The following is a 24,035-nucleotide window of genomic DNA, read 5'->3' on the forward strand; positions in this document are numbered from 1 at the left end:
TCAGGCCTCCAGGTCCAGATCGACCACCACGGGGACGTGGTCGCTGGGCTTTTCCATGTCGCGGGCGTCGCGGTGGGTCTCGACGCCCCGGCAGCGGTCGGCGGCCTGGGGCGACAGCAGGGCGAAGTCGATACGGATGCCGTGGTCGCGCTGCCAGGCGCCGGCCTGATAATCCCAGAAGGTGTAGGTTCCCGCCGGCTCGCCGCCGATCTCGTGCGCGTCGGCCAAGCCAAGGTTCTTCAGGGCCCGGAAAGCCTGGCGGCTCTGGGGTTGGAACAGGGCGTCGTCGGTCCAGGCGGCGGGGGTCTTGGCGTCCTCGGCCTCGGGGATGACGTTGTAGTCGCCGCACAGGGCCAGCGGCTCTTCGAACCTGAGCAGGGCCTGCGCATGGCGGTTCAGCCGGTCGAACCAAGCCAGTTTGTAGGCGAACTTCTCGGTCCCGATGGGATTGCCGTTCGGCAGATAGATCGCGCCGACGCGGATGGGGCGCGGCGCCTCGATCAGGGCCTCGATATAGCGGGCCTGTTCGTCGGTCTCGTCGCCGGGCAGGCCGCGCCGGAGGTCGGACATCGGATATTTCGACAGCAGGGCGACGCCGTTGTAGCTCTTCTGGCCGTGGGTCTCGACATTGTAGCCCAGGCTTTCGAAGGCCTCGCGCGGGAACTTCTCGTCCACGCATTTGATTTCCTGAAAACAGGCGACGTCGGGGGCGGCCTGTTCCAGCCACGCCAGCACGGTGGGCAGGCGGGCGTTGACGGAGTTCACGTTCCAGGTGGCGATGCGCATGGGGTCAAGGCTTAGGCTGCGTCTCGCGATCCGAAAAGACCGTCGTTCAAAAGAAAAAGGCCGCCGGATCGCCCGGCGGCCTTTCCTTGTCGATATCTGACTGTCGCCTACGGGCGGCCGCCGGCGGGGGCAGGCGCAGCGGCCGGGGCCGTCGTCAGCTTGCAGCCGCCGCCGATCTGCTGGGCGGTGGTGCAAGGGTAGATCTGCTGAACCACGTTCTCGGCGTTCAGGCGGGCGATGACGCCGTCTGCCCCCTCGCACTTGGCTTCATAGAAGACGCCGTTGGCGTTCTGACCCATCAGGCGGGCCTCGGTGACGTTGCAGGGCGCGGCGGCCGATCCGGCCAGCAGCGTCTTCACATAGCCCGCGTTCTCGGCGGTGGTGGTGAAGTCGCACTTTCCGTTTTCGGCCAGAACCTGGATGCAGGGGGTCTTGGTCCAGGCGCCGGCGTCCTGCTTGATCCAGTATCCGGCGGCGTCCGAACAGCCGATTTCATAGACGATCGCGCCGGCTCCGGACTGGCCCAGAATCTTGGCCTGATCGACGGTGCAGGGCACGCCCGCCTGTTTGGCGTATTCGCGCAGGAACTTCTGCGTGTCGGTGTTGGCGGCGATGGTGCATTGGGGGCCGACGTCGGCCGCCGGATCGGCGGCGCGGCGCTGCTCGGCGGTGTGGGCCAGGATGATGCAGCTGGACGCCTCGGGCGGCGTCTTGGTTTCGACCATATAGCCCGGCGCGGCGCCGCAGGCGACTTCATAGACGGTGGTGCCGGCGGCCGTCTTGCCCAGCAGCTTGGCTTCGCTGACCTGACAGCCCGTCGTGGTCAGGGCCATCTGCTCCTGGGCGGCCGCCAGGATTTGCTCGGCGGTGGGGGCGGCCGGCGCACGTTCGCGACGGGGTTCGTTGTTTCGCCCTCTAATACGTGACGGCGTCACGGCCTGGGTGGTGGCCCGTACGCCGTTTTGCGGGTCAGCGGAGTGTGTCTCCGCATCTTGCGCCAGGGCGGGCGCAGCGACCGCCGCGCTGAACAGAAGCGCCGCGACGGCGGCGAGAAGACGGGATTTCATTGGGAAACACCTGGGTTCTGAAGACTGGCAGACTTCGTGACCGCCTATTGGGTCCGGGTCAAGGCGGGTGGACGCGACCGGCAGCGCCAGACTACAACGCGATGCGTTGCGATAGGAGACGGACTTGGCGGACGATGGCGCTGCGGCGGTGACGAGAGATGCGCGGGGGCTGACCTATCCGTTCGCCGGCGTCCCGGCGCCGGGAGAGGCGGTCGAGGTTGCGCGCGGCGTGCTGTGGCTGCGGTTCGCCCTGCCGTTTCAACTGGATCATGTGAACGCCTATGCGCTGCGGGACGGCGCGGGCTGGGTGGTGATCGACACCGGGCTGCGGACGCCAGACACCGTGGCGGCGTGGGAGACGGCGCTGGCGGGACCGCTGGAGGGGCGGCGGATCACGCGGCTGATCTGCACCCATATGCACCCCGACCATATCGGCCTGGCCGGCTGGCTGTGCGAGCGGTCGGGGGCGCCGCTGTGGATGTCGCGGCTGGAATATGTGACGGCCCGGATGTTGATGGCCGAGGAGGCCGGCGATGCGCCCAAGGACGGCGTGCGGTTCTTCCGCGCCGCCGGCTGGACGGAAGATCAGATCGAAAAATGGCGCGGGGACTATGGCGGGTTCGCCAAGGGCGTCGCGCCGATGCCGCGCAGCCATCGTCGGCTGTCGGACGGCGATGCGGTTCGGATCGGCGACGACGACTGGACGGTGGTGATCGGCTCGGGCCACAGCCCTGAGCATGTTTGCCTGTGGCGGCGGTCGGACGATGTTTTCTTGGCCGGGGATCAGATCCTGCCGCGCATATCGTCGAACGTCTCGGTCTGGCCGACCGAGCCGATGGCGGACCCGCTGGGCGACTGGATGGCGTCGCTGGACCGGCTGCGTGGGATAATGCCCGAGGGCGCGCTGATCCTGCCGGCGCACGGCGAGCCCTTTTGCGGCGTTCATGCGCGGCTGGAGGCGCTGAAGCGCGGGCACGAGACGGCGCTGAAACGGCTTGAGCGGACGTTGCGTCAACCGTCTAGGGTGATCGACGGCTTTCCGGCCGTGTTCGGTCGGACGGTCGGAGACGGTGTGCTGGGCATGGCGACCGGCGAGGCTCAGGCGCATCTGAACTATCTGGAAAAGCGCGGGCGCGCCCGACGGACGCGCGACGAGAACGGCGTCGACTGGTGGACCGCCGTCGAACAGGACGAGGAAACGACGTGAGCGAACATATCCGCACCGAACTGGCCGATGGCGTCCTGACCGTGACGCTGAACCGGCCAGACAAGAAAAACGCCCTGACCCAGGCCATGTACACGGGCCTGGCCGAGGCCAGCGAACGGGCCCGGACCGACGATGCGGTTCGGGTGCTGCTGTTCCGGGCGGAGGGCGACAGTTTCTGCGCCGGGAACGATATTCAGGATTTCATCAGCCTAGGATCGCAAACCCAGACGCCTTCCGACCTGCCGGTGTTCCGGTTCCTGAAGTCGCTGGCCGATCTGGACAAGCCGGCCGTGGCCGCCGCCAGGGGGCGCGCCGTGGGCGTGGGCATGACCATGCTGCTGAACTGCGACCTGGTGGTCCTGGCCGAGGACGCCCTGTTGTCCGTGCCCTTCGTCAATCTGGCCATCGCGCCCGAGGCGGCGTCCAGCCTGTTGCTGCCGGCGGTGATCGGCCATCAGCGCGCCTTCGAGATGCTGGCTTTCGGCGAGGCTGTGGACGGGCGCACGGCCCTGGCCTGGGGCATGGCCAATCGGGCGGTTCCGGCCGATCAGGTCGATGCGACGGCGGCGGACCTGGCCGCGAAGGTCGCCGCAAGGGCGCCGAACTCCATCCGCAAGACCAAGCGGTTGATGCGCGATGCCGAGGCGCTGTGGGACCTGATGCAGCGCGAGGGCGAAGCCTTCGTGTCGCAGATGAAGAGCCCCGAGGCGATGGAGGCCTTCATGGCCTTCACCCAGAAGCGGGCGCCGGACTTCTCCAAGGTGGGCTGACCGTCGCAAGACTGCGCCTTGATTTGGCGCAGCTTTGCTTCTAGGTGCGCGCGCCAATGTCGCACGCCCTCGCCATGCCCCCGGCTGTCAGCCGTATCCGAGCCGAAACCCCGGCTGACGCCGAAGGCGTGGAGGCGCTGGTCATGGCCGCCTTCGGGCCGGGACGGTTCTCCAAGACGGCCGAGCGCCTGCGCGAAGGGTCGGCGCCATCGGCCGGTTTCGTGGCCCATGTGGAAGGTCGGGTGATCGGCTCGGTGCGCCTGTGGCCCGTCAGGGTCGGGCCGACGCCGGCCTTGTTCCTGGGGCCCATCGCGGTGGACGCCGGGCGCCGCAGCGACGGCCTGGGCGCCGAACTGATCGCGGCCTGTCTGGATCATGCACGGACCTTGGCCGGGCAGGTCGGCGGGGTGCTGCTGGTGGGCGACCGGGCCTATTTCGAGCGTTTCGGCTTCGTCCCCGCGCCAGAGGTGGTGCTGCCCGGGCCGGTGGATCGTCGGCGCATCCTTTGGCTGGCGACAGGCGCCCCGACCGTATCCGGCGCGGTCGCCATCGGTCGATAAGGATTTTTGCGCTGGATCAAGGCGCGCCCCGCCGACCGCGCGCATCACGCCCCCGACGCCGAAAAGCGGCCGCATCAGGCGGCCTGGACGTCGGGGATAACCGAAGTGAAAGCTTGTAAGTTCGCCATCATGGCCGCCGTCGCGGCGGCCGCCGTCAGCACGCCGGTCCTGGCCCAGAGCGCCGCCGGCGCGAGCGCGGACGCCTGGACTACGCCGCGCGCCGGCGACTGGATCGTCACCGGTCGCCTGACCGATGTCTTCTCTCAGGCGGACGACGCCATCACCACCGCCGCCGGCGCCGACAGCGGCCTGCACGTCGATGTGGGCGACAGCGTCATGCCCACCCTGGGCTTCACCTATTTCCTGACCGACCATCTGGCCATCGAGGCCATTCTGGGCGCCACCCAGCATGAGATCCGCGCCAAGGGCGGCGCCACGGATGTCGCGGTTCACGAAACCTGGGTCCTGCCGCCGGTGGTGACCCTGCAATACCGCCCGCTGACCGAAGGCCGCTTCAGCCCCTATGTCGGGGCTGGCGTGAACTACATGGTCTTCTTCGACGGCAAGGATAAGAACAACTTCAAGGTCAAGCTGGACGACGGCTTCGGCTACGCCCTGCAGGCGGGCGCGGACATCGGCGTCAAGGGACCGTGGAGCCTGAATGTCGACGTCAAGAAGGTGTGGTTCAACACCGACGCCGACATCAACGACGGCGCGTTGAAAAGCGACGTGAACCTGGACCCGTGGGTCGTGTCCGTGGGGTTCGGCCGCAAGTTCTGATCCGTCGACCTCGAGGGCCGAAGGCGTGCTGGACAGGTGACGAACCGATCCGGCGCGCCTAAGTCTTGCGAATGGCGGACGAGGCATCAAAGACCGGGCTGAACGCCCTGGCGCAAGCGGCGAATCAGGCGCCGGGACGGGGCATCCCGCCGGTTCATCTGTGGAACCCCGAGCATTGCGGCGAAATCGACATCGTCATTCGGCGCGACGGCGTGTGGATGCACGAGGGATCGCCTATCGGCCGCACGGAGCTGGTGCGGCTGTTCTCCACGGTCCTGCGCAAGGATCACGACGGCTATCATCTCGTCACGCCCGTCGAGAAGATGAAGATCCGGGTCGAGGACCTGCCGTTTCGGGCGGTGGCCCTGGGGCGCGAGGGTGAAGACCTGTTTTTCACGACCGATGTGGGCGACGAGGTGCGGGCCGGTCCCGACGACCCCATCGAGGTCGAGACTGATCCGGTGACGGGCGAGCCGGCGCCCCGCATCCATGTGCGCCGCAGTCTGTGGGCGCGGATCGCGCGGCCGGTGTTCTACGAACTGGTGGAACTGGCCGAGGAGGTGGACGGGCGGCTGATCGTCCGGTCGGCCGGTCAGGCCTTTTCGCTGGGATCGGTGGCGTGAGCTTGGACACGCTAAAGGCGCGCCTGACGCAGAAGCTGGCGCCGGTCTGGCGGCCGGGGGTGAAGCCCGACCGATCCGATTATGACCTGAACCCCGGCAGTGCGCGGGCGGCGGGGGAACTGCGGCCTGCGGCGGTGTTGATCCCCGTGGTGGCCCGGCCCGAGGGGGCGACGGTGCTTCTGACGCGCCGGGCGGACACCCTCGCGCGGCACACGGGCCAGATCGCCTTTCCCGGCGGGCGGCTGGACCCCGGCGAAAACGCGGTTCAGGCGGCCCTGCGCGAGGCGGACGAGGAGGTGGCCCTCCAACCGTCCGCCGTCCAGGTGCTGGGCCTGTCTGACGCCTATGAGACCGGAACCGGCTTTCTGGTGACGCCGGTGATCGGCTGGCTGGACGCAGCGCCGACCGTCACGCCGTCGCCGGACGAGGTCGCCGAGGTGTTCGAGACGCCGTGGGACTTTTTGATGGATGCGGCCAACCATCGGCGCGACTTCTATGACCTGGACGAGGGGCTGCGGCGCTGGTTCTGGGCCATGCCGTGGGGCGAACGTTACATCTGGGGCGTGACGGCCGGCATTCTGAAGGGGCTGCACGCGCGGTTGTACGGCGACGAGACCCATCCCGCCGCCGCCGCCGACGAGGACGCGGCGTGAGCGTGTCGATGCGCGGTCAGCCGTGGCTGGAGGCGTCGGCCACCCGCGCGGTGATGACGGCCCTGGAGACGGCGGGCGGGCCGGGCTGCGCGCGGTTCGTCGGCGGCTGCGTCAGGAACAGCCTGCTGGACCAGCCCGTCGACGACATCGACATCGCCACCCTACTGACGCCCGCCCAGACGATGGCCGCCCTGAAGGCCGCCGGGCTGAAGGCCGTGCCGACCGGGGTGGAGCACGGCACGGTGACGGGGGTGTCCGAGCGCCGACCCTATGAGATCACCACCCTGCGTCGCGATGTGGAGACCGACGGACGGCGCGCCGTGGTCGCCTTCACCCAGGACTGGGCCGAGGATGCGGCGCGGCGCGATTTTCGCCTGAACGCCCTCTATGCGGATGCGGCGGGCCAGGTGTTCGATCCGACGGGGGGCGGCCTGGCCGATGCGACGGCGGGGCGGATCGTCTTCGTCGGCGAGGCGGAGACGCGCATCCGTGAGGATTATCTGCGTATCCTTCGCTTTTTCCGGTTCTACGCCTGGTATGGAAGGGGCGCGCCCGACGCTGATGGGCTGGCGGCCTGCGCGGCGCTGAAGGCCGGCATGGATCAGCTGTCGGCCGAGCGGGTGTCCAAGGAACTGCTGAAACTGCTGGCCGCGCCCGATCCGCGACCGGCGGTGCAGGCGATGGCCGAGGCGGGGGTGCTGGAGCAGGTGCTGCCGCAGGTCCAGCCGCTGACGCTGTTTCAGGCCATCTGCGATCTGACGCCCGATCCTGTCCTGCGGCTGTCGGCCCTGCTGCCCGCCGAGGCGGCGGCGGTGGCGGACGTGGCGGCGGCGTTGCGCCTGTCGAACGCGCAGCGGGATCGGTTGACGGCGGCGGTAACGGACGGTCCCGTCGTCGCGCCGGACATGGGGGCGGTCCGGGCGCGGGCGGCCCTGTATCGGCTGGGGCGAAGCGCCTTCGAGGATCGGCTGGCGCGGGCCGAGGCGGCGGGGGGCGGCGACGGCTCGGCCCTGAGGGCGCTGGCGGCCGATTGGACGTCGCCGAAGCCGCCGGTCAGCGGTCGCGACCTGGCGCGACTGGGCGTGACGCCGGGACCGGAGACGGGGCGGCTGTTGAAAGCGTTCGAGGACGGCTGGATCGCCGACGACTTTCCGACCGAGGGGCACGAGGCGCGGCTGAAGGCGTTGATCGCGGCTAGAGCCAGCGACGCTTGAGTTGATGCGGGCCTGACAGGGCGTTCATCACAAAGAACACAGCCGGGTCACGCAGATTACGACGAGACCGAACGCGCGTCGGCTGCCAGTCTCTGAAAGCCATCGATGAACCTGCGGCTTCGCCGCCGCAGGACTTCAAGGCTCGCCGAACCGGAACATGTCCCCGTTGTGTTCGCCGTGACAGGGCTATGTCCGTTGTGGCGAACCCTTATGCTTTCAAGTCCCAAACAACCGCCGAACGCTCTAGCCGGCGCGGGTGAACTCGGTGACGACCGGCCGGTGGTCCGAGCCGGTGGGCAGGCCCAGGCGGCGCGTGATCAGGGCTAGGTCAGGCGACCGATAGACCTGGTCGATGGTGATGCCGGCGAAGGCAGGGGCTTGGCTGGGCCAGGTGCCGGGCCAGCCGGGCGCGGGGATCAGGTTCATGTCGGCCTGAATCTGTTTGCCGATCCGCGCGGTCGAGACGCTGTTGAAGTCGCCGGCGGCGATGACGGGATTGGCGGGCGCGGCCAGCCGCCGTTGGGTCAGGGCCATGACCTGGGTGATCTGGCCCCACTGATACTGATAGGGCCAGGGCCGGGTCAGATGCACGGCGAAGACGTTGATCGGCCCGATGGGCGTCTCCACGACGGCGCCGGCCGCGCTGAGGCCGTCCGGCCGGTCGGGCAGGCGCTGGACGATCGGATAGCGCGAGGCGACGATGGACTGGGCATGGTCGCCAGGCCCCCGCATCCGCCTGATGGCGGTGCGGTGGGGATAGCCGGCCAAAAGCGTGTCCAGTTGGGCCGCCGGGGCGTCGCCCACCTCGACCAGCACCAGGATGTCGGCGTCGGCCGCGACGATGGAGCGGCGCATGGCCTCGACGTTGGTGTTGAAAACCCACAGGTTGGCCGAATACAGCCGCACGATAGGCGTGTCCGTCGCGGCCGTCCCGCGCGTCGGCGTCCACTGAGGCCAGACCGCAATCGCCAGCACCAGACAGGCCGCCGCACCCACGCCGGCGGCGGGCCATAGCCGCAGCAACAGACAGACGGCGGTCGCCGCCATGGCCGCCAACAGAGCCGGAGCGGTGAACTGGGCCAGGATGTCGACCCACCGATGGCCGACGCCGCTCAGGGCCGCGATCCCGAACACCGCCAGACCCGCCAGGGCGACGCCGGCCAGTGCGTTGGCCGTCAGCTTGAACAGGGTCATCGGCGCACCGACCTTTCGGATTGAAAAAGGGCGCGTCGTCCCGCGTTAGGGCGACGCTTGGAGGGCGATATGGCCGCACGGTCAATCCGCGATATCGAAAACATCTGGTCCAATGTCGAGGGCGTCAAGAAGCTGTCGGACCGGGTCATCGGCATCGGGCCGTTCGGCATGGGTCTGGATGCGTTGCTGACCTGGGTGCCGGTGGTGGGCACGGCCTATACGGTGGGCACCGGCGGCTGGCTGATGCTGCAGGCGGTGCGGGCCAAGGCGACGCCCGCGACCCTGGCGCGGATGGGCGCCTATATGGCCTTCGACGCGGCGACAGGAACGGTGCCGCTGGCCGGTGATCTGGTGGACACCTTCTTTCCGGGCCAACTGATGGCGGCGCGGGCGCTGCAGAAACATATCGAAAGCACCCACTGGGTCGAGGATAGCGAGGCCAACGCCCGCGCCAGCGGCGACCACGATCTTCATGAGGCCAAGGTGCAGCGCGAAAAAGGCTTGAAGCGGATCGTCTATCTGCACGACTGAAATAGGATGGCTGGGGGGCGCGCTCCATCCTATCTGCCGGAATGAAATCGCGTGAAAACAGTAACTTGGCGGGCGCCAGCGACCATCTTCCGGCCTGAGGACGCAACGCAAGCAGACTGATCTCCGACGACAACGGAGATTTCGATGAGCGACGACTTCAGCGCGCGTCTGGCCCTGCCTTATCTGGCGGCGGGGCAGATGCAGAAACATGTGACCCTGAACACGGCCCTGACGCGGCTGGACGCCCTGTTGCAGACGGCGGCGGTCAGCCGGACGACGGCGACCCAGCCGGGCGATCCGGCGGATGGCGACCTCTACATCCTGCCGGCCGACGCCCAGGGCGCGGCGTGGGCGGGGCGAGGCGAGGGCAGCCTGATGCGGTTCGAGGCAGGCGGCTGGACCGCAGTGCCGACGCCCCCCGGCTTGATCGCCGTGGTGCGGGACGAAGCGGTGGTGGTGGTGCGGGACCATGCGGGCTGGACGCCGTTGGGGTGTTGGCTGCGCGAGGCGCAGGGGCTGACCCGGCTGGGGCTGGGGACCACGGCGGATGCGGCCAATCCTTTGGCGGCCAAGCTGAACGCCGCCTTGTTCACCGCACGGACGGTCGAAGAGGGCGGTGACGGCGATTTGCGGCTGACGTTCAACAAACAGGCGGCCGGCGATGTGCTGTCGCTGCTGTTCCAGAGCGGATACGCCGCCCGCGCCGAACTGGGCCTGATTGGCGACGACGATCTGGCGCTGAAGACCTGCGACGAGGCGGGCGTCTGGCGCTCTGTCTTCCGTGTCGATCGCGCCACCGGCCGCGCCGCCTTCGATCAGGGCGCGGTGCGGCGCGAGACGATCCTAGTGAGCGCCGACCGAGACTATTCGCCCCCGGCCTGGGCGCGCTGGATCGAGGCGGTCTGCGTCGGCGGCGGCGGTGCGGGCGGCGCCGGTCTGGCCGGACCCGCGGGAACCGCCCGTTTCGGCGGGGGCGGCGGGGGCGCAGGCGGTCTGAGCCGGGCTCGCTGGGCGGTCGAGGATCTGGACGGCGCCCTGTCGATCACGGTCGGCGCGGGCGGGCAGACCGGGGCGGGCGGCGAAAGCCGGGTCGCGATCAATGGCGTCGTCCTGCTGCGCGCCTCGGGCGGGTCGGCGGGATCGACCGGCGCGGTCGGGGGAGCGGCCGGCGGTTCCGGCGGCCTGGGTCTGCGCCCGGCGAACGGGGGCGGGGCGTCCTCGATCACGGCGTCTGGCGGCGCGGGGGGCGAGAGCCTGTGCCCCGACGGTCCGGGCGGCGGCGCGGGCGGCGGCGGATTGAGCGCGGCCGATATCACACGAGCGGGCGGCGTCGGCGGGTCCGGCGGCTGGTCGACGGCGCGCGCACCGGGCGGGGCTGCGGGTGCGGCGGGCGCGGCGTCCGATCCGACGCTGTCGTTGGTCGGCGGAGGCGGCGGGGGCGGAAACGCCTCGGCCAGCGGCGCAGGGTCGCCGGGCGGCCCCGGCGGCGGGTTCGGGGCCGGGGGCGGTGGAGGCGGCGCGGGTCTGACGGCGGGCGGCGTGGGAGGCGCGGGCGCGGGCGGCGCGGTTCGGCTGACGGTGGTCGGATGAGCCGGCGTAGACATCCGGCCGAGCCGGTCGAGGTGCTGGAGGACGAGGCGTGGGAAGCGCCCGACAGTCTCAGCGATACGGAATGGCGGGCGCAGTCGGGCTGGGACGGCCGCTGCGATCCGGCCCCCTATGACGAGGAGGACGGACGATGAGCGGGCGAGTTCAGAAACCTCTGGCCGAGGGACGCTGGTTGTTTCGGCGCCTCTACGCCTTTGCGGTCAGCGCGGGGCTGTGGGTTCTGCTGATGCAGGTGGTGGGGCGGATGCCGCCGCAGATGCTGCCGCGCACGGCGGACGGTTTGATGGGGCTGCTGGCGCTGATCCTGGTCCTCTACCTGGTGGCGCCGACGGCCCAGCAGCTGATCGCCCTGTCGGCCAATGCGCGGCTAGGGATGCCGGGAGGACGGCCATGAGCTTTCGTCTGTCCGTCCGCTCGCGTGCGCGGCTGCAGGGCGTACATCCGGCCTTGGTCGCCGTGGTCGAGGCGGCCATCGTCCGCTCATCGGTGGACTTCATGATCACCGAAGGGCTGCGCACGCCCGAGCGTCAGGCGCTCCTGGTCAAGGCCGGGGCCAGCCGGACCCAGCGGTCGCGGCACCTGACCGGCCATGCCGTCGACGTCGCCGCCCTGGTCGAGGGGCAGGTGCGTTGGGATTGGCCGCTGTATGGCCGGATCGCCGAGGCGTTCAAGACGGCGGCGCATGAGCATGAGACGCCGCTGATCTGGGGCGGCGACTGGAAGACGCTGCGCGACGGGCCGCACTTCGAACTGGACCGAAAGGCGTTTCCATGAGTCCGTCCTTGTTGCGCGCTCTGATGCCCCTGGGCTGGCTGGCGGCGGGCGCCGCAGCCGTGGCCTGCCTCGTCGTCCTGCTGGGCGGCTCGGGCCTTCGCTGGGACCCTCTGGACGTTCGTCAGAAGCGTTTGGCGACCGCGCAATATCGGGCCCCCTCAGCCTCGGCCGAGGCGGCGACGCGACCGCGCGCCCTGGCCGTCCTGCCGGCTGAGCCGACGGCGCGCGACGCCTAGAGCGAAACGCTGCTGGTCTAATGGGCCATGCAGGCGGCGCAACGGACCGGGCAGGGCGCGCGGCGATGAAAGCCCTGCAGAAACGACTCGGCAACTTCTGCCGCCCGATGGCCGGACTTGCCGGGTCGTCTCGCCGCTCTCTCAAATAAGTTCAATGAAATCAGGGCGGCGTCAGGTCAGAACACGGTCTGGAAGCTGGCCCCGCCCTTGCTCCTGATGTGACCGAGCAAAACGCTCCTGACGCTAAAATGGCGTCGGACATCACACGAAGTGAACAGGAAAAGCCAAAATGGCTAACAGCATCAATACGAACTACGGCGCCGCCATCGCGCTGCAGAACCTCAATGCGACCAACGCTCAGCTGGATCGCACGCAGAACCGTGTCAACACGGGCCTGAAAGTCGCCACCGCCAAAGATAACGGCGCGATCTACGCCATCGCGACGACCCAGCGCGCCAATATGGGCGCCATGGATGCGGTCAAGAATTCGCTGCAACGCGGCCAATCCATCGTCGACGTCGCCTTGGCCGCCGGCGACACCGTCACCGCTGCGCTCGAAGAGATGAAGGCCCTGGCGGTCAACATCCAGTCGTCGGTCGCCGGCTCCGACGCCGAAGCCGCCTATCTGAAGGATTTCAACGCTCTAGGCGGCGAGATCGACAAGGCGCTGAAGGGCGCCAGCTTCGACGGCGTGAACCTGTGGAACACGACCACGGCGACGAACTTGACCACCAGCGTCAGCGGCGGAACCTATCAGATCGGCTTCGGTGCGGTGGACAAGGCTGCGGCGGCCCCGATCACGGCTGTCTCGGGCGGCGCAGTTGATCGGGCCGGCGCCACGACCACCATCGTCGATGCGGCGATCAAGGAAGTCACCACCAATCTGGCCACCCTGGGCACCCAGTCCAAGTCGGTCGGCCGTCAGCTGACCTTCATCGGCAAGCTGCAGGACGCGACCGAGGCCGGCATCGGCAATCTGGTGGACGCCGACCTGGCCAAGGAAAGCGCCAAGCTGACGGCGCTGCAGACCAAGCAGCAACTGGGCGTCCAGGCGTTGTCGATCGCCAACTCCTCCAGCCAGAGCCTGCTGAGCCTGTTCCGCAACTAAGGCGGCGGTTCGGCCTGACGGTTGGGCGCGGGCCAGTCGCGCGCCCGCCCCCTAAAGCGCGCCTGTGCCTAGGCAAATCTTGCCGGGTGCAGCGGTCGACTCGGCAAGTTCTGCCGAGAAGGAAGGACGGTAAATCATAGGTTAACATGTAACAACAGTGACTTATGCGATTTTCCGCTAGGCCGGCCTGGCCCGGCAATTGCTTCTTACCCACCGAGCAAAAAGCTCCTGGCGTCAAAATGACGCCGGAAATCACTTGAAGTGAAAAAGGACAGCCAAAATGGCTAACAGCATCAATACCAACTACGGCGCGGCCATCGCGCTGCAGAATCTCAACGCCACCAACGCCGCCCTGTCGACGACCCAAAACCGGATCAGCACCGGTCAGAAGGTCTCCTCGGCCAAGGACAATGGCGCGATCTTCGCCATCGCGACGACCCAGCGCGCCAACATGGGCGCCATGGATGCGGTCAAGAACTCGCTGCAACGCGGTCAGTCGATCGTCGATGTGGCCTTGGCGGCGGGCGACACCGCGACCTCGGCCCTGCAGGAGATGAAGGCCCTGGCGGTCAACATCCAGTCGTCGGCAGCCGACTCGGACGCGCAGAAGGCCTATCTGGCCGACTACAACGCCCTGGGCAAGGAAGTCGCGTCTGCGCTTTCGGGGGCCAGCTTCGACGGCGCCAATCTGTGGACCACGGCCGCCGTCACCAACCTGACGACCAATACGTCGGGCGGCACCTATGGGATCGGCTTCGCCGCCGCGCCGTCGGCCGACGCCACCCTGACAGCCGTCAACACGGGCGCGATCACGGCCGCCAATGCGACCGTCACGAATGTGGACGCCGCGATCAAGACCGTGACGACCAGCCTGGCCACCCTGGGCACCCAGTCCAAGTCGGTCGGCCGTCAGCTGACCTTCATCGGCAAGCTGCAGGACGCGACTGAGGCCGGCATCGGCAATCTGGTGGACGCCGACCTGGCCAAGGAAAGCGCCAAGCTGACGGCGCTGCAGACCAAGCAGCAACTCGGCGTTCAGGCGTTGTCGATCGCCAACTCCTCGAGCCAGAGCCTGCTGAGCCTATTCCGCTGAGGCCCGGAGGCGTGATCCGTTTCGACGGCGCGCCAAGGCTTCATCACCGGGGGCCGGCTTCGGCCGGCCGCCGACTACCCCGAGCAAAACGCTCCCGTCGCCAAAAAGGCGACGGCCATCACGAAGTGAAGAAGGACAGCCAAAATGGCTAACAGCATCAATACCAACTACGGCGCTGCAATCGCCTTGCAGAACCTCAACAACACCAACGCTCAGCTGCAGACGACCCAAAACCGGATCAACACCGGTCAGAAGGTGTCTTCGGCCAAGGACAATGGCGCCATCTTCGCCATCGCCACGAGCCAGCGGGCCAACATGGGCGCGCAGGATGCGGTCAAGAACTCGCTGCAACGGGGCCAGTCGGTCATCGACGTCGCCCTGGCCGCGGGCGATACAGCCGTGTCCGCCCTGCAAGAGATGAAGGCCCTGGCGGTCAATATCGCGTCTTCGTCGGGCGACGCCCAGGCGGCCTATCTGGCCGACTGGAACGCGCTGGGCAAGGAGGTCGATTCGGCTCTGAAAGGCGCCAGCTTCGACGGCGTGAACCTGTGGAACACCACCACGGCGACCAATGTCACGACCTCGACGGCGTCGACGGGCAACACCTACCAGATCGGCTTCGGAACGACGGACAAGGCGGCCGCCACGGCGATCACCGACATCACGGCGACCGCCGCCGCTCCGACGGACGCCGCGACCACAGCCGCCTTCGCCACCAAGGTTGACGCAGCCATCAAGGCTATGACCACCGACATGGCGACCCTGGGCACTCAGTCGAAGTCTGTCGGTCGCACGATCAACTTCGTCGGCAAGCTTCAGGACGCGCTGGAATCCGGCGTCGGCAATCTGGTGGACGCCGATCTGGCCAAGGAAAGCGCCAAGCTGACGGCCTTGCAGACCAAGCAACAGCTTGGCGTGCAGGCGCTGTCGATCGCCAACTCGTCCAGCTCGATCCTGCTGGGCCTGTTCCGCTAAGGCGACCGGCCGGGGCGGCCCCGTCGCCCCGGCCGAGCGTCCGTCACCCCCTAGAGGCGCGTGGACCCATTCACGCGGGGAGCCATGACAAACCATGTCGCGAGAGTAACAAGCGTACCCCAGACCGCCTCAACGCCTGCGTCCGGCTCGGTCGCGCATCACCACGCCCGAAACGACAACAGCGACGTCGGCCAGTATCGCCTGACGATCGAGGCGATCGGCAACAACCGCTACGTCTACAAGGTTCTGGACCGGGTGACGGGCGAGGTGATCCGTCAGTTGCCGCGCGAGGACGTGGAGAAGCTGGCCGTCGATCCGACCTATCGCGGCGGCAGGGTGGTCGACACCTCGGTCTGACGACAGGAAACGGTTCTGAAGATTTGAACGCCGCCGGCCTGCCGGACGGCGCAATCATGGTTTCCGGCCCGTTAACACTCCGATCACGACTCATGGTTAACACTGGACGCCACAGAACGTCCGGGGCTTGAAGCCATGACCACCAGCATCCACACCAACACCTCGGCGATGATCGCCCTGCAGAACCTGAATCGAACCAACGATCAGTTGGCCTCGACGCAGAGCCGGGTGAACACGGGGCTGAAGGTTCAGGGCGCGCGTGACAACGCGGCCGTCTGGGCCGTCGCTCAAGGCCAGCGCGCGGATCGCGGATCGCTGGAAGCCGTCGCGACCAGCCTGAAACGCGCGACCTCGATCGCCGATGTGTCGCTGGCGGCCGGCGAGCAGATTTCGGACCTTCTGGTCGAGTTGAAGAGCAAGGCGACCGCCGCCTCCGACGAAAGCGCCACCCTGGCGATGCGGACCTCCTACAACGACGAGTTCCAGGCGCTGTTGAAGTCTGTTCAGTCTTTCGCGGAAAATGCGATCTTCGACGGATCCAACATTCTGGACGGGTCGGCGACCGCCGGCATCAACTTCCTGGCCAGCGCCGATGGTGCGGAAACCATCACGCTGAACCGCCAAAACCTCACCCTGACGGGTCTGGGTCTGGCCGCCAACGCAGCGGCGACGCCCGCCACGACGGCGCCCGATCTGCTGAGCAAGGCTAATGCCGACAACGCCCTGTCGCGGATCAACGCCGCCATCTCCACCAGCACGGCGCGCCTGGCCGAACTGGGCGCCCAGTCCAAGCAGATCGAACGTCACACCACCTATGTCGGCAAATTGTCCGACGCGCTTGAGGCGGGGATCGGCAATCTGGTGGATGCGGACATGGCCAAGGAAAGCGCCCGCCTGACCGCCCTGCAGGTGCAGCAGCAACTGGGCGTCCAGGCCCTGTCCATCGCCAACCAGTCGCCGCAGATCATCCTGTCGCTGTTCAAGGGCTGATCGGGATTTAAGGGTTCGTTATCGGGACGGGCGGCATGATCGACGCGGAGCCGCCTGAATGATCAACAACAGCTATCTGCTGGGTCTGTTCGGGACGTCGACGGGGGCGTCGTCGTCGCCTATCGGCATGGCCGCGCCTGTAAAGGCCAAGAAGACCCAGCCGACGGCGCCGTGGGCCTCCACCGCCGCCGCAGCGGCGCCCAAGGCCAGCGACATGGTGCGCGCCGCGCTGGCCGGGCGGCGACTGATCAACGAGGCCGCCGTCGATCTCGACATGGCCGGCGGCTCGGCCGACTATCGCAAGTTGTTCGCTCTTTATCAGGGGCTTAACGCCCTCAGCGCCTTGGCCGACCGCGCCAACGCCAAGGGCTTGAGCAGCGCCGAAGCCGCCCAGGTCGGCAAGCGGTTCGAGGCGGGCATGGTCGAGATGTCCAACTATTTGAAGTCCGCCGGTTTCGAAGACGTGCGGATGGTGCAGGGCGTGTCCAAGTCCACGGTCAAAACCGGTTTTGCGCTGGAAAAGGCCCAGACCACCTTCACCACGACCCCGATTCACGACGGCGCGCTGAGCGACAGCGTCAAGGCGTTTCAGGGCAACGTGAAGTTCGCTGTCACCATCCGCACCAACGCCGGGACGCAGTCGATCGGGATCGACCTGTCCGACATGGGCGCCACGCCCCGGACGATGGACAATGTGATCGCCCATATCAACGGCGCGCTGGAGGCCGCCGGGGTCGACACCCGCGTCGAGCGTCAGATGATCGAGAGCCAGCCCAAGGTCATCAAGAGCGGCTCCAGGACCATCACCCTGCCGGCTGGGCCGGACCAGTGGGCGCTGCGCGTGCGCGGCGCCGTGGGCGAAACCGTCGGCTTCCAGGCCGTCGATACGTCTGATGCGGTCTATGTGACCCAAGGCTCCGGCGCCAAGGGCGCGGCGCAGCTGCTGAAGTTCCAGGCGGACGGCGGCGCGGCGCCTGGCGCCCAGCAGGGCGTCGACGATCCCTTCTGGGTCGAGGGGCGGGCGGGACAGACCGATCTGCCCGCCGGGGTCGCGGCCGTCCGCGCCAGCGCGCCAGCGCCCGACGGTTCGATCTGGGTGGTCGCCGACCTGACCCAGGGCGCCGCCAACCAGCCGATCAAGGGCGCCCGCGACGTGGCCCTTCTGAAATACGATTCCGGCGGAAACCTGCTCCAAACCAAGCTGCTGGGCGCCGCGTCCATCGCGAACGGCTTCTCCATCGCGGTGGACGCCGATGGCCGGGTCGCGGTGGCGGGGTCCGTCACCGGGGCGCTGGAGCCGGGCAAGAGCGGCGATGTCGCCAACACCGCCGACAGTTTCGTCACGGTCTTCGACGACGACGGCAGGGAGTTGTGGACCCAGCGGCGCGGCGCCAAGGCTGCGGACGAGGCGACAGAGGTCGGTTTCGGCGCGGACGGCATGGTCTATGTCGCCGGGCGCTCCAAGTCCGCCATGCCGGGCCAGGCGGCCCTTGGCGGCTGGGATTCCTATCTTCAGACGTTCCAGGAAAAGCCGGTCAAGATCAACGGCCCGGATGTCGGGGTGAACATATCGACGCTTCAGTTCGGCACCGATGGCGACGATTCCGTTCAGGCCATGACGGTGTCGGGGGCCGACATCTACACTGCAGGGGTCGAGGACGGACGCGCCGTCGTGCGCCGCTTCACCCTGGATGGGGCCGGCGTGCCGACCCTGGCGGCGACGCGCGACCTGGGGCTGGCCAGCGGCGCTATCGCCGGGATTTCGGTCGAGAACGGCCAGGTCGTGCTGACGGGACAGACGGACAATCCCGCCCTGGACATCGGTACGGTGACAAACGCCCACGCGGGCGGGACAGACGTCTTCGTGGCCACGCTGTCGACGGATCTGCAATCCGCCGCCAGCGACCGGCTGACCTATTTCGGCGGGTCTGGCAATGACACCGCCGCCGACGTCGAGATCAAGGACGGCAAGGTCTGGATCACCGGCACGAACCGTGACGCGGGTGCCGCAAAGACCGATCCGACCAGAGCCTATCTGGCCCGGCTGGACCTGGCCACCGGCGCGGTCGAATACAATCAGACCTGGCGCGGGGAGGGGGACCAGGTCACGCCGACCAGCCTCAGCATCGTTTCTGACGGAGCCAGCGTTCTGGACCGGCTGGGCCTGCCGCAGGGCGAGATCATGCAGGCGGACTCCAGACTGCTGACCGTGGCCACCTCGGCGCGCGTCGGCGATCAGTTCAGCATCTCTCCGGCCGGCGGGGGACGCGCCTTCGCCGTGACGATCGAGGCCAAGGACACGCTGGACACCCTGGCCAAGAAGATCATGACGGCCTCCAACCGCCAGCTGAAGGCCACCGTCATCACCGATTCGCGCGTCGCGCCGCCGGTTCAGCGGCTCCAGATCGTGGCCGCCGACAACAAGCAAGGCGCCGTCATCTCGGCCGGGGCGGTGGGCAAGGACGCCTTGGCGGCGCTGGGGCTGTCGCCCGGCTTCGTCGGCAAGACGGGCGACAAGTCGGCCAAGACCTATGGGCTGAACCTGCCCAACACTCTGAACCTGAACGATCCGGCCAGCATCAAGGCCGCGATCGAAGCCCTGGCCCAGGCCATGACGGCGGTGCGATCGGCCTATCGGTCCCTGGGACCGCAGACGGCGCCGACCACCAACACCCAGGCGGGCGGCGGCTCCTCCACCGCCTATCAGCAGACCCAGGCCGCCAACTTCCAGGCCGCCCTGAACCGTCTGACGGCGTGACGCCGCGCAAGCGCGCCCAAGGCGGTTGACGCCCGGCTCCCGCTTGGCCTTATTGGCCTTCCCTTCAGCGAAAGCCCGTTCATGGCCCTTCCGAAAGACAACCGCGTCATCCTGGCGGTCGGCGCCGGCGTGGTGATCGTCGCCGCCGTCGTGCTGGCCCTGATCTTCACCGGCGGCGGCGACAAGCCGACCGAGGCGCCGCCGGCGTCCAAGGGCGGGCTGGTGGTCAATCTGGCCGAGGCGCCCAGCCTGGAGCCGACACGCGAACTGCGCTGCTTCGTCGATGGTCAGTTCGTGGGCATGGCGACGTTGGCGGACTGCGCGCGCCGCAACGGCCTGGCGACGGATGCGCTCGACGTCGGGCTGGATTCGACCGGCGCCCTGGCCGCCGCGCCGACCGCCGCCTTCGCCCCGCCGCCGCAACTGCCCGCCGTGCAGATGACCGAGACCCCGCCGGCCGCCAGTGTGGAACAGACCCCCGCGCCGCGCCCGACGCCTGCCGCTTCGGGCAGCCCGTGCCTGCGTCACACCGGATCCGACTGGCGCACCCTGTCGGGATCCATGAGCCTGAACGCCTGCGTCCAGGCGCTGTATGCCGGAACCTGCGTCGGGCCGGGCGATGCTCAATACGGGCGCTGGGGCGACACCACCCTGCGTCTGGTGCCGCGTCGGGTGGAACAGTCGAACGACAACGCGCGTTTCCGCACCCTGGCCGAGCAGGATCGCAACTGCCAATTTCCGGGAATGAACTGATGCGCCTCGCCGTTCTCGCCGCCGTCGCCGGGGTCGCTGTCCTGGGCGCCTGCTCCAACCAGCCCAAATATGAGTTTGCGGAAGGCGCCTGCTATTTCGTCGCGACGCCGGACAATGCCCCGCCGCGGCTGCAGAAGATCGCCGACGACCAGCCGCAACTGGAGCAATGCGCCGCCCGCCTTGAGGAGATGCGTCTGCGTTTCCTGCGCATGGGCGGGTCGAACCAGGAGATCGCGGGCGCCTATCAGGGGCGGTTCATCTTCATCGACCGAGAGGGCGTCAAGATTGGCAAGAGCCTGACCGGCAGCCGCTTCTTCTCGATGGCGCGCACCGGCGACGGGCGGCTGGCCATACCCGGCGCCATTCAGCGTGACGAGACCGGCCGTCCGGTCGCCGTGGCGTCGGAGCCTGCCGCGAAGTAAAAGTTGCGTGCCGTGAACAAAGGTGGAACATTTCGTTAATCCACCGGTTTGGCGGGTCGGATGTCGAATGCGGCTGGCGGTGATCCGCATCGGCCCTAAGACATCGGGCTGAATTATAGGGCGGGCCAGAGATGCGCCGCCCTTCGAGAAAAGGAAGTTTTCATGGCGGGCAGCGTCAACAAGGTCATTCTGGTCGGCAATCTGGGTCGCGACCCGGAAATCCGCTCCATGCCCAACGGCGACCGGATCGCCAATCTGTCGATCGCGACTTCGGAAACCTGGCGCGACAAGTCCTCGGGCGAGCGCAAGGAAAAGACCGAGTGGCACCGGGTCGTCATCTTCAACGACAACATCGTCAAGGTGGTCGAAAACTATGTGAAGAAGGGCTCGACCGTCTATATCGAGGGCGCGCTCCAGACCCGCAAATGGACCGATCAGCAGGGTGTCGAGAAGTATTCGACCGAGATCGTGGTCAGCCGTTTCAAGGGTGAACTGACCATGCTGGGCGGTCGTTCGGAAGGCGGGTCGTCGGGCGGCGGTTACGGCGGCGGCGGAAACTACGGGGGGCGCGGCGACGACGACTATTCGTCCGGCTTCTCGACCGGCGGGGCCAACAAGCCCAGCGGTCCCAAGGAAAGCTACGACCTGAACGACGACATTCCCTTCTAAGGTCTGACCGGTGGGGCGGGGGGCTTACAGCTATCGTGAGGATCCCGCCGTGCCGGCCTTCCCGGACGACCGGCCGCTGGTGCTGTTCGACGGCGATTGCGCCCTGTGCTCGGGCTCGGCGCGCAAGATACTGAAGCACGACCTGGCGGGCAGCATCCGTCTGGCGCCCACCCAGTCGACGTTGGGGCGGGCGCTGCTGGTCCACTATGGCGTCGATCCCGACGATCCCTATACGATGCTGCTGATCCAGGACGGCGTGGCGTACCAGCGTTCGGACGGCGCGCTGGGCATCGCCGCCCTTCTGCCGTGGCCCTATCGGCTGGCGGTTCTGGGGCGGATCGTCCCGCGCGGGGTTCGCGACACCCTGTATGATTTCATCGCACGCCATCGTCGCCGCCTTCCCGGCGCGACATGGTGCGCCATGCCGCCGCAAGGTGTGGATCTGAGCGACAGGGTGGTGGGATGAGCGGACGGGTCCTGGTGCTGGGCGCGAACGGTTTCATCGGCTCCCACGTCGGGGCGGCTCTGGCCTCGGCCGGCTGGTCCGTGCTGGCCGGCGCGCGCCGCATCGCCGAGCCGGCTCGCCGCGCGCCCGGTTTTGACTGGGTGTCCGCCGACTTTTCACGACTGATCTCGGCCGAGGCCTGGAAGCAGATATTGGACGGCGTGGATGCGGTGGTGAACTGCGTCGGCGTATTGCAGGATGGCGGCGGCGACAGCACCCTCGCCGCCCACGTCGATGGACCGCGCGCCCTGATCGCGGCGTGTCAGGCGGCGGGCGTGCGGCGGCTGGTGCATATTTCCGCCGTCGGCGCGGACGAGGCGGCCGGCACCCCCTATGCCCGCACAAAGGCCGAAACCGAACGACTGGTCGAGGCCAGCGGTTTGGACTGGCTGATCCTGCGGCCATCGCTGGTGGTGGATCGCGCGGCCTTCGGCGGCACGGGGTTGATCCGGGCGCTGGCGGCCTTCCCGGCGTTCAGCCCGGTCGTGGGCGGCGACCAGACCTTCCGCCCGATTCCGCTGGGCGACGTGTGCGCCGCCGTCGTCGCGGCGGTGAAGCCGGGTGCGCCGGCGCGCCAATCGTTTGACATGCCGGGGCCGCAGGCCGTGACCATGGTCGAGACTGTGCGGCTTTATCGCGGCTGGATGGGTCTGAAGCCGGCGCCGGTCGTTCGCGTGCCGCGCGCCCTGGCCGCGCCCGCCCTGGCCGTCGGCGATCTGCTGGGGCGTCTGGGATGGTCGTCGCCGATCCGTACGACCGCCATCAAACAGATGGATCACGATGTCGCCGGCCGTGACAGCGGTTGGGCCCAGGCGCTGGGCGTTCGTCCGCGCGGCTTCACGGACTTTCTGGCCCAGACCCCGGCTTCGGTTCAGGATGTCTGGCACGCGCGGCTGTGGTTCGTGCGGCCGGTCGCCATCCTGACGCTGGGCCTGTTCTGGCTGATCACCGGCCTGATCAGTTTCGGGCCAGGGTGGAACGGCGCCGTCGCCATACTGCATGAGGGCGGTTATGGCCGTCTGGCTGGTCCTGTCGCCTGGTGGGGGCGTTGCTGGACGTGGTGTTGGGACTGATGCTGTTCGTGCGGCCGTGGACGGCGCGGGTGGCGATCTTCATGTGCCTGGCCACGGTCGGCTATCTGATCGCCGGGACGATCAGCCTGCCGCACTATTGGATCGACCCGCTGGGGCCATGGCTGAAGGTCCTGCCGATGATGGCCCTGTGCCTGTTCGTCGCCGCCACGGACGCCCGCCGATGAGCCTGTATGTCATGCTGAAGATCATCCACATCCTGTCGGGCGCGGTGCTGTTCGGGACGGGGGCGGGGATCGCCTTCTTCATGCTGCGCGCCCATGCGACCCGGGACGCCAAGACGGTGGCGGATGTCGGCAAGATCGTGGTCCTGGCCGATTTCGTCTTCACCGCCAGCGCCGTGGTGGTTCAGCCGATCAGCGGGCTGGGGCTGATCCATCTGCAGGGCTGGTCCTTGACCAGCCCGTGGCTGCTGGCGGCCTATGGCCTCTATGTCTTCGTGGGCGTCTGCTGGCTGCCGGTGGTGTGGATACAGTACCGGATGATGAAACTGGCCGAACAGGCGGCGGGGCAGGGCGCGCCATTGCCGCCTGCCTATAACCGGCTTTTCCGCTGGTGGTTCGGACTGGGCTGGCCGGCCTTTGCGGGCGTCCTGGGCATCTATTGGCTGATGGTCGCAAAGCCCGAGTTCTGATCGCCTACCAGACCGCCTGATCGAAATGGCGCAGGATCATCTGATCCGCCGTGATCAGCCGCGCGCCATCGGCCATGGCGTTGGCCACGATCAGCCGGTCGAACGGATCGCGCGTCCAACCGAACCGACAGGCCGCCTGAGCGACGGCCGACATCGAGGCGTCGGATTGGACCAAGCCGATCTGGTCTTCCAGCGCCGCGATCATGTCCGGGACGGACGGCGGATTTATCCGACCCAATTCGGTGAGGATTTCAAGCTCGACAACAACCAGCGGCGAAATCACGGGAGCGCCGGAACGGCGTAGCAGTCGTTTGGCGACATCGCTCAGGTTCTTGGTCTTGCGCAGATAGAGCCAGGCCACGACCTGGGTGTCCAAATGGATCATTTGTCGCCCAGATCGAACTTGGTGTCGGGGTCCCAGGTCCAGTGGCTTTTGTTCGTGTCGATGTCGTCTGCCCAGTCGTCGGCGCCCTCGCGCACGCCTTGCGCCATATAGGCGTCATAGCGTTCCTCCGGCGTCAGGGCGGGCTTGGGCGCCTCGGCGATCAGCGTCAGTCGTCGACCGCCGCGCCGGATGACCAGCGGCTCGCCGGTGGCCAGCACGCTGTCCACCAGTCGAAAGAGATCCTTGCGCAGGGCGGTCAGGGTGACTTCGGTCATATGTACAGGTTGGTCGT

The 24,035-nt window shown here is 68.0% G+C and carries 31 protein-coding genes; 26 read left to right on the forward strand and 5 right to left on the reverse strand.

Translation table 11 applies throughout. The features are described from left to right. Both xth and KZX42_RS11980 read right to left on the reverse strand, forming a co-directional pair. Complete coding sequence (gene xth / locus KZX42_RS11975; protein WP_248119569.1) at positions 1-786, reverse strand: exodeoxyribonuclease III; 786 nt, start codon at positions 784-786, stop codon at positions 1-3. Between the two features lie 107 nt (positions 787-893). Then, positions 894-1,853 (reverse strand): hypothetical protein, encoded by a 960-nt coding sequence (locus tag KZX42_RS11980; protein ID WP_248119570.1) that lies wholly within the window; start codon positions 1,851-1,853, stop codon positions 894-896. Between the two features lie 124 nt (positions 1,854-1,977). Here KZX42_RS11980 and KZX42_RS11985 point away from each other — a divergent pair, with 124 nt between their 5' ends. The 7 genes from KZX42_RS11985 (at position 1,978) to KZX42_RS12015 (ending at position 7,660) form a co-directional block, all read left to right on the forward strand. Further along, positions 1,978-3,060: an MBL fold metallo-hydrolase gene (locus KZX42_RS11985; RefSeq protein WP_248119571.1), complete on the forward strand. Its 1,083-nt coding sequence runs from the start codon at positions 1,978-1,980 to the stop codon at positions 3,058-3,060. Further along, complete coding sequence (locus KZX42_RS11990; RefSeq protein ID WP_248119572.1) at positions 3,057-3,830, forward strand: enoyl-CoA hydratase-related protein; 774 nt, start codon at positions 3,057-3,059, stop codon at positions 3,828-3,830. Before KZX42_RS11985 ends, KZX42_RS11990 begins: the two co-directional genes overlap by 4 nt. Positions 3,831-3,886: 56 nt before the next feature. Beyond that, positions 3,887-4,390, forward strand: a complete 504-nt coding sequence (locus KZX42_RS11995; protein WP_248119573.1) for an N-acetyltransferase — start codon at positions 3,887-3,889, stop codon at positions 4,388-4,390. Between the two features lie 129 nt (positions 4,391-4,519). Further along, entirely contained in the window at positions 4,520-5,170 is a 651-nt protein-coding gene (locus tag KZX42_RS12000) for an OmpW family outer membrane protein (protein ID WP_248119823.1), read from the forward strand. A 71-nt stretch (positions 5,171-5,241) separates the two neighbouring features. Then, positions 5,242-5,793, forward strand: coding sequence for a DUF1285 domain-containing protein (locus KZX42_RS12005; protein ID WP_248119574.1), 552 nt, complete (start codon positions 5,242-5,244; stop codon positions 5,791-5,793). Next, positions 5,790-6,446, forward strand: coding sequence for a CoA pyrophosphatase (locus KZX42_RS12010; protein ID WP_248119575.1), 657 nt, complete (start codon positions 5,790-5,792; stop codon positions 6,444-6,446). Before KZX42_RS12005 ends, KZX42_RS12010 begins: the two co-directional genes overlap by 4 nt. Continuing rightward, entirely contained in the window at positions 6,443-7,660 is a 1,218-nt protein-coding gene (locus KZX42_RS12015; protein WP_248119576.1) for a CCA tRNA nucleotidyltransferase, read from the forward strand. Before KZX42_RS12010 ends, KZX42_RS12015 begins: the two co-directional genes overlap by 4 nt. A gap of 243 nt (positions 7,661-7,903) precedes the next feature. Here KZX42_RS12015 and KZX42_RS12020 read toward each other — a convergent pair whose 3' ends face one another. Next, positions 7,904-8,854 (reverse strand): endonuclease/exonuclease/phosphatase family protein, encoded by a 951-nt coding sequence (locus KZX42_RS12020; RefSeq protein ID WP_248119577.1) that lies wholly within the window; start codon positions 8,852-8,854, stop codon positions 7,904-7,906. A gap of 69 nt (positions 8,855-8,923) precedes the next feature. Here KZX42_RS12020 and KZX42_RS12025 point away from each other — a divergent pair, with 69 nt between their 5' ends. The 19 genes from KZX42_RS12025 (at position 8,924) to KZX42_RS12115 (ending at position 23,358) form a co-directional block, all read left to right on the forward strand. Next, on the forward strand, positions 8,924-9,385 hold the full coding sequence (locus KZX42_RS12025; protein ID WP_248119578.1) for a DUF4112 domain-containing protein: 462 nt from the start codon (positions 8,924-8,926) through the stop codon (positions 9,383-9,385). A 144-nt stretch (positions 9,386-9,529) separates the two neighbouring features. Beyond that, positions 9,530-10,975, forward strand: a complete 1,446-nt coding sequence (locus KZX42_RS17250; RefSeq protein ID WP_282438931.1) for a DUF2793 domain-containing protein — start codon at positions 9,530-9,532, stop codon at positions 10,973-10,975. Further along, positions 10,972-11,127, forward strand: coding sequence for a hypothetical protein (locus KZX42_RS12035; protein WP_248119579.1), 156 nt, complete (start codon positions 10,972-10,974; stop codon positions 11,125-11,127). The genes KZX42_RS17250 and KZX42_RS12035 overlap by 4 nt, the downstream gene beginning before the upstream one ends. Beyond that, positions 11,124-11,387, forward strand: a complete 264-nt coding sequence (locus tag KZX42_RS12040; protein ID WP_248119580.1) for a hypothetical protein — start codon at positions 11,124-11,126, stop codon at positions 11,385-11,387. Before KZX42_RS12035 ends, KZX42_RS12040 begins: the two co-directional genes overlap by 4 nt. Then, positions 11,384-11,767, forward strand: a complete 384-nt coding sequence (locus tag KZX42_RS12045) for a M15 family metallopeptidase (protein WP_248119581.1) — start codon at positions 11,384-11,386, stop codon at positions 11,765-11,767. Before KZX42_RS12040 ends, KZX42_RS12045 begins: the two co-directional genes overlap by 4 nt. Further along, entirely contained in the window at positions 11,764-12,003 is a 240-nt protein-coding gene (locus KZX42_RS12050; protein ID WP_248119582.1) for a hypothetical protein, read from the forward strand. The genes KZX42_RS12045 and KZX42_RS12050 overlap by 4 nt, the downstream gene beginning before the upstream one ends. A gap of 289 nt (positions 12,004-12,292) precedes the next feature. Further along, the gene (locus KZX42_RS12055) at positions 12,293-13,111 is read left to right on the forward strand and encodes a flagellin (RefSeq protein WP_248119583.1); all 819 of its coding nucleotides are present in this window, start codon (positions 12,293-12,295) and stop codon (positions 13,109-13,111) included. A gap of 280 nt (positions 13,112-13,391) precedes the next feature. Then, positions 13,392-14,204: a flagellin gene (locus KZX42_RS12060; RefSeq protein ID WP_248119584.1), complete on the forward strand. Its 813-nt coding sequence runs from the start codon at positions 13,392-13,394 to the stop codon at positions 14,202-14,204. Positions 14,205-14,348: 144 nt separating this feature from the next. Continuing rightward, on the forward strand, positions 14,349-15,179 hold the full coding sequence (locus KZX42_RS12065; protein WP_248119585.1) for a flagellin: 831 nt from the start codon (positions 14,349-14,351) through the stop codon (positions 15,177-15,179). 84 nt (positions 15,180-15,263) lie between these two features. Next, positions 15,264-15,536 (forward strand): flagellar protein FlaG, encoded by a 273-nt coding sequence (locus tag KZX42_RS12070; RefSeq protein WP_248119586.1) that lies wholly within the window; start codon positions 15,264-15,266, stop codon positions 15,534-15,536. 135 nt (positions 15,537-15,671) lie between these two features. Then, positions 15,672-16,526, forward strand: coding sequence for a flagellin (locus tag KZX42_RS12075; protein WP_248119587.1), 855 nt, complete (start codon positions 15,672-15,674; stop codon positions 16,524-16,526). 58 nt (positions 16,527-16,584) lie between these two features. Further along, complete coding sequence (locus KZX42_RS12080; protein WP_248119588.1) at positions 16,585-19,284, forward strand: transcriptional regulator; 2,700 nt, start codon at positions 16,585-16,587, stop codon at positions 19,282-19,284. Positions 19,285-19,365: 81 nt separating this feature from the next. Next, on the forward strand, positions 19,366-20,037 hold the full coding sequence (locus KZX42_RS12085) for a hypothetical protein (protein ID WP_248119589.1): 672 nt from the start codon (positions 19,366-19,368) through the stop codon (positions 20,035-20,037). Next, positions 20,037-20,459, forward strand: coding sequence for a hypothetical protein (locus tag KZX42_RS12090; protein ID WP_248119590.1), 423 nt, complete (start codon positions 20,037-20,039; stop codon positions 20,457-20,459). Before KZX42_RS12085 ends, KZX42_RS12090 begins: the two co-directional genes overlap by 1 nt. 162 nt (positions 20,460-20,621) lie before the next feature. Next, on the forward strand, positions 20,622-21,128 hold the full coding sequence (gene ssb / locus KZX42_RS12095) for a single-stranded DNA-binding protein (protein WP_248119591.1): 507 nt from the start codon (positions 20,622-20,624) through the stop codon (positions 21,126-21,128). Positions 21,129-21,177: 49 nt separating this feature from the next. Further along, the gene (locus tag KZX42_RS12100) at positions 21,178-21,594 is read left to right on the forward strand and encodes a DCC1-like thiol-disulfide oxidoreductase family protein (RefSeq protein ID WP_248119592.1); all 417 of its coding nucleotides are present in this window, start codon (positions 21,178-21,180) and stop codon (positions 21,592-21,594) included. Continuing rightward, on the forward strand, positions 21,591-22,706 hold the full coding sequence (locus KZX42_RS12105) for an NAD(P)H-binding protein (RefSeq protein WP_248119593.1): 1,116 nt from the start codon (positions 21,591-21,593) through the stop codon (positions 22,704-22,706). Before KZX42_RS12100 ends, KZX42_RS12105 begins: the two co-directional genes overlap by 4 nt. Continuing rightward, positions 22,706-22,891, forward strand: coding sequence for a DoxX-like family protein (locus tag KZX42_RS12110; RefSeq protein WP_248119824.1), 186 nt, complete (start codon positions 22,706-22,708; stop codon positions 22,889-22,891). The genes KZX42_RS12105 and KZX42_RS12110 overlap by 1 nt, the downstream gene beginning before the upstream one ends. Beyond that, the gene (locus tag KZX42_RS12115; protein WP_248119594.1) at positions 22,888-23,358 is read left to right on the forward strand and encodes a DUF2269 domain-containing protein; all 471 of its coding nucleotides are present in this window, start codon (positions 22,888-22,890) and stop codon (positions 23,356-23,358) included. The genes KZX42_RS12110 and KZX42_RS12115 overlap by 4 nt, the downstream gene beginning before the upstream one ends. A gap of 4 nt (positions 23,359-23,362) precedes the next feature. On the opposite strand, the gene KZX42_RS12120 is transcribed toward KZX42_RS12115, so the two are convergent. Together KZX42_RS12120 and KZX42_RS12125 are read right to left on the reverse strand one after the other, a co-directional pair. Next, a complete protein-coding gene (locus tag KZX42_RS12120; protein WP_248119595.1) occupies positions 23,363-23,743 on the reverse strand; it encodes a PIN domain-containing protein in 381 nt (126 codons plus the stop codon). After that, positions 23,740-24,018 (reverse strand): type II toxin-antitoxin system Phd/YefM family antitoxin, encoded by a 279-nt coding sequence (locus KZX42_RS12125; protein WP_248119596.1) that lies wholly within the window; start codon positions 24,016-24,018, stop codon positions 23,740-23,742. The genes KZX42_RS12120 and KZX42_RS12125 overlap by 4 nt, the downstream gene beginning before the upstream one ends. Positions 24,019-24,035: the final 17 nt, after the last annotated feature.

Source organism: Brevundimonas sp. EYE_349 (assembly GCF_023147505.1).
GTDB lineage: Bacteria > Pseudomonadota > Alphaproteobacteria > Caulobacterales > Caulobacteraceae > Brevundimonas.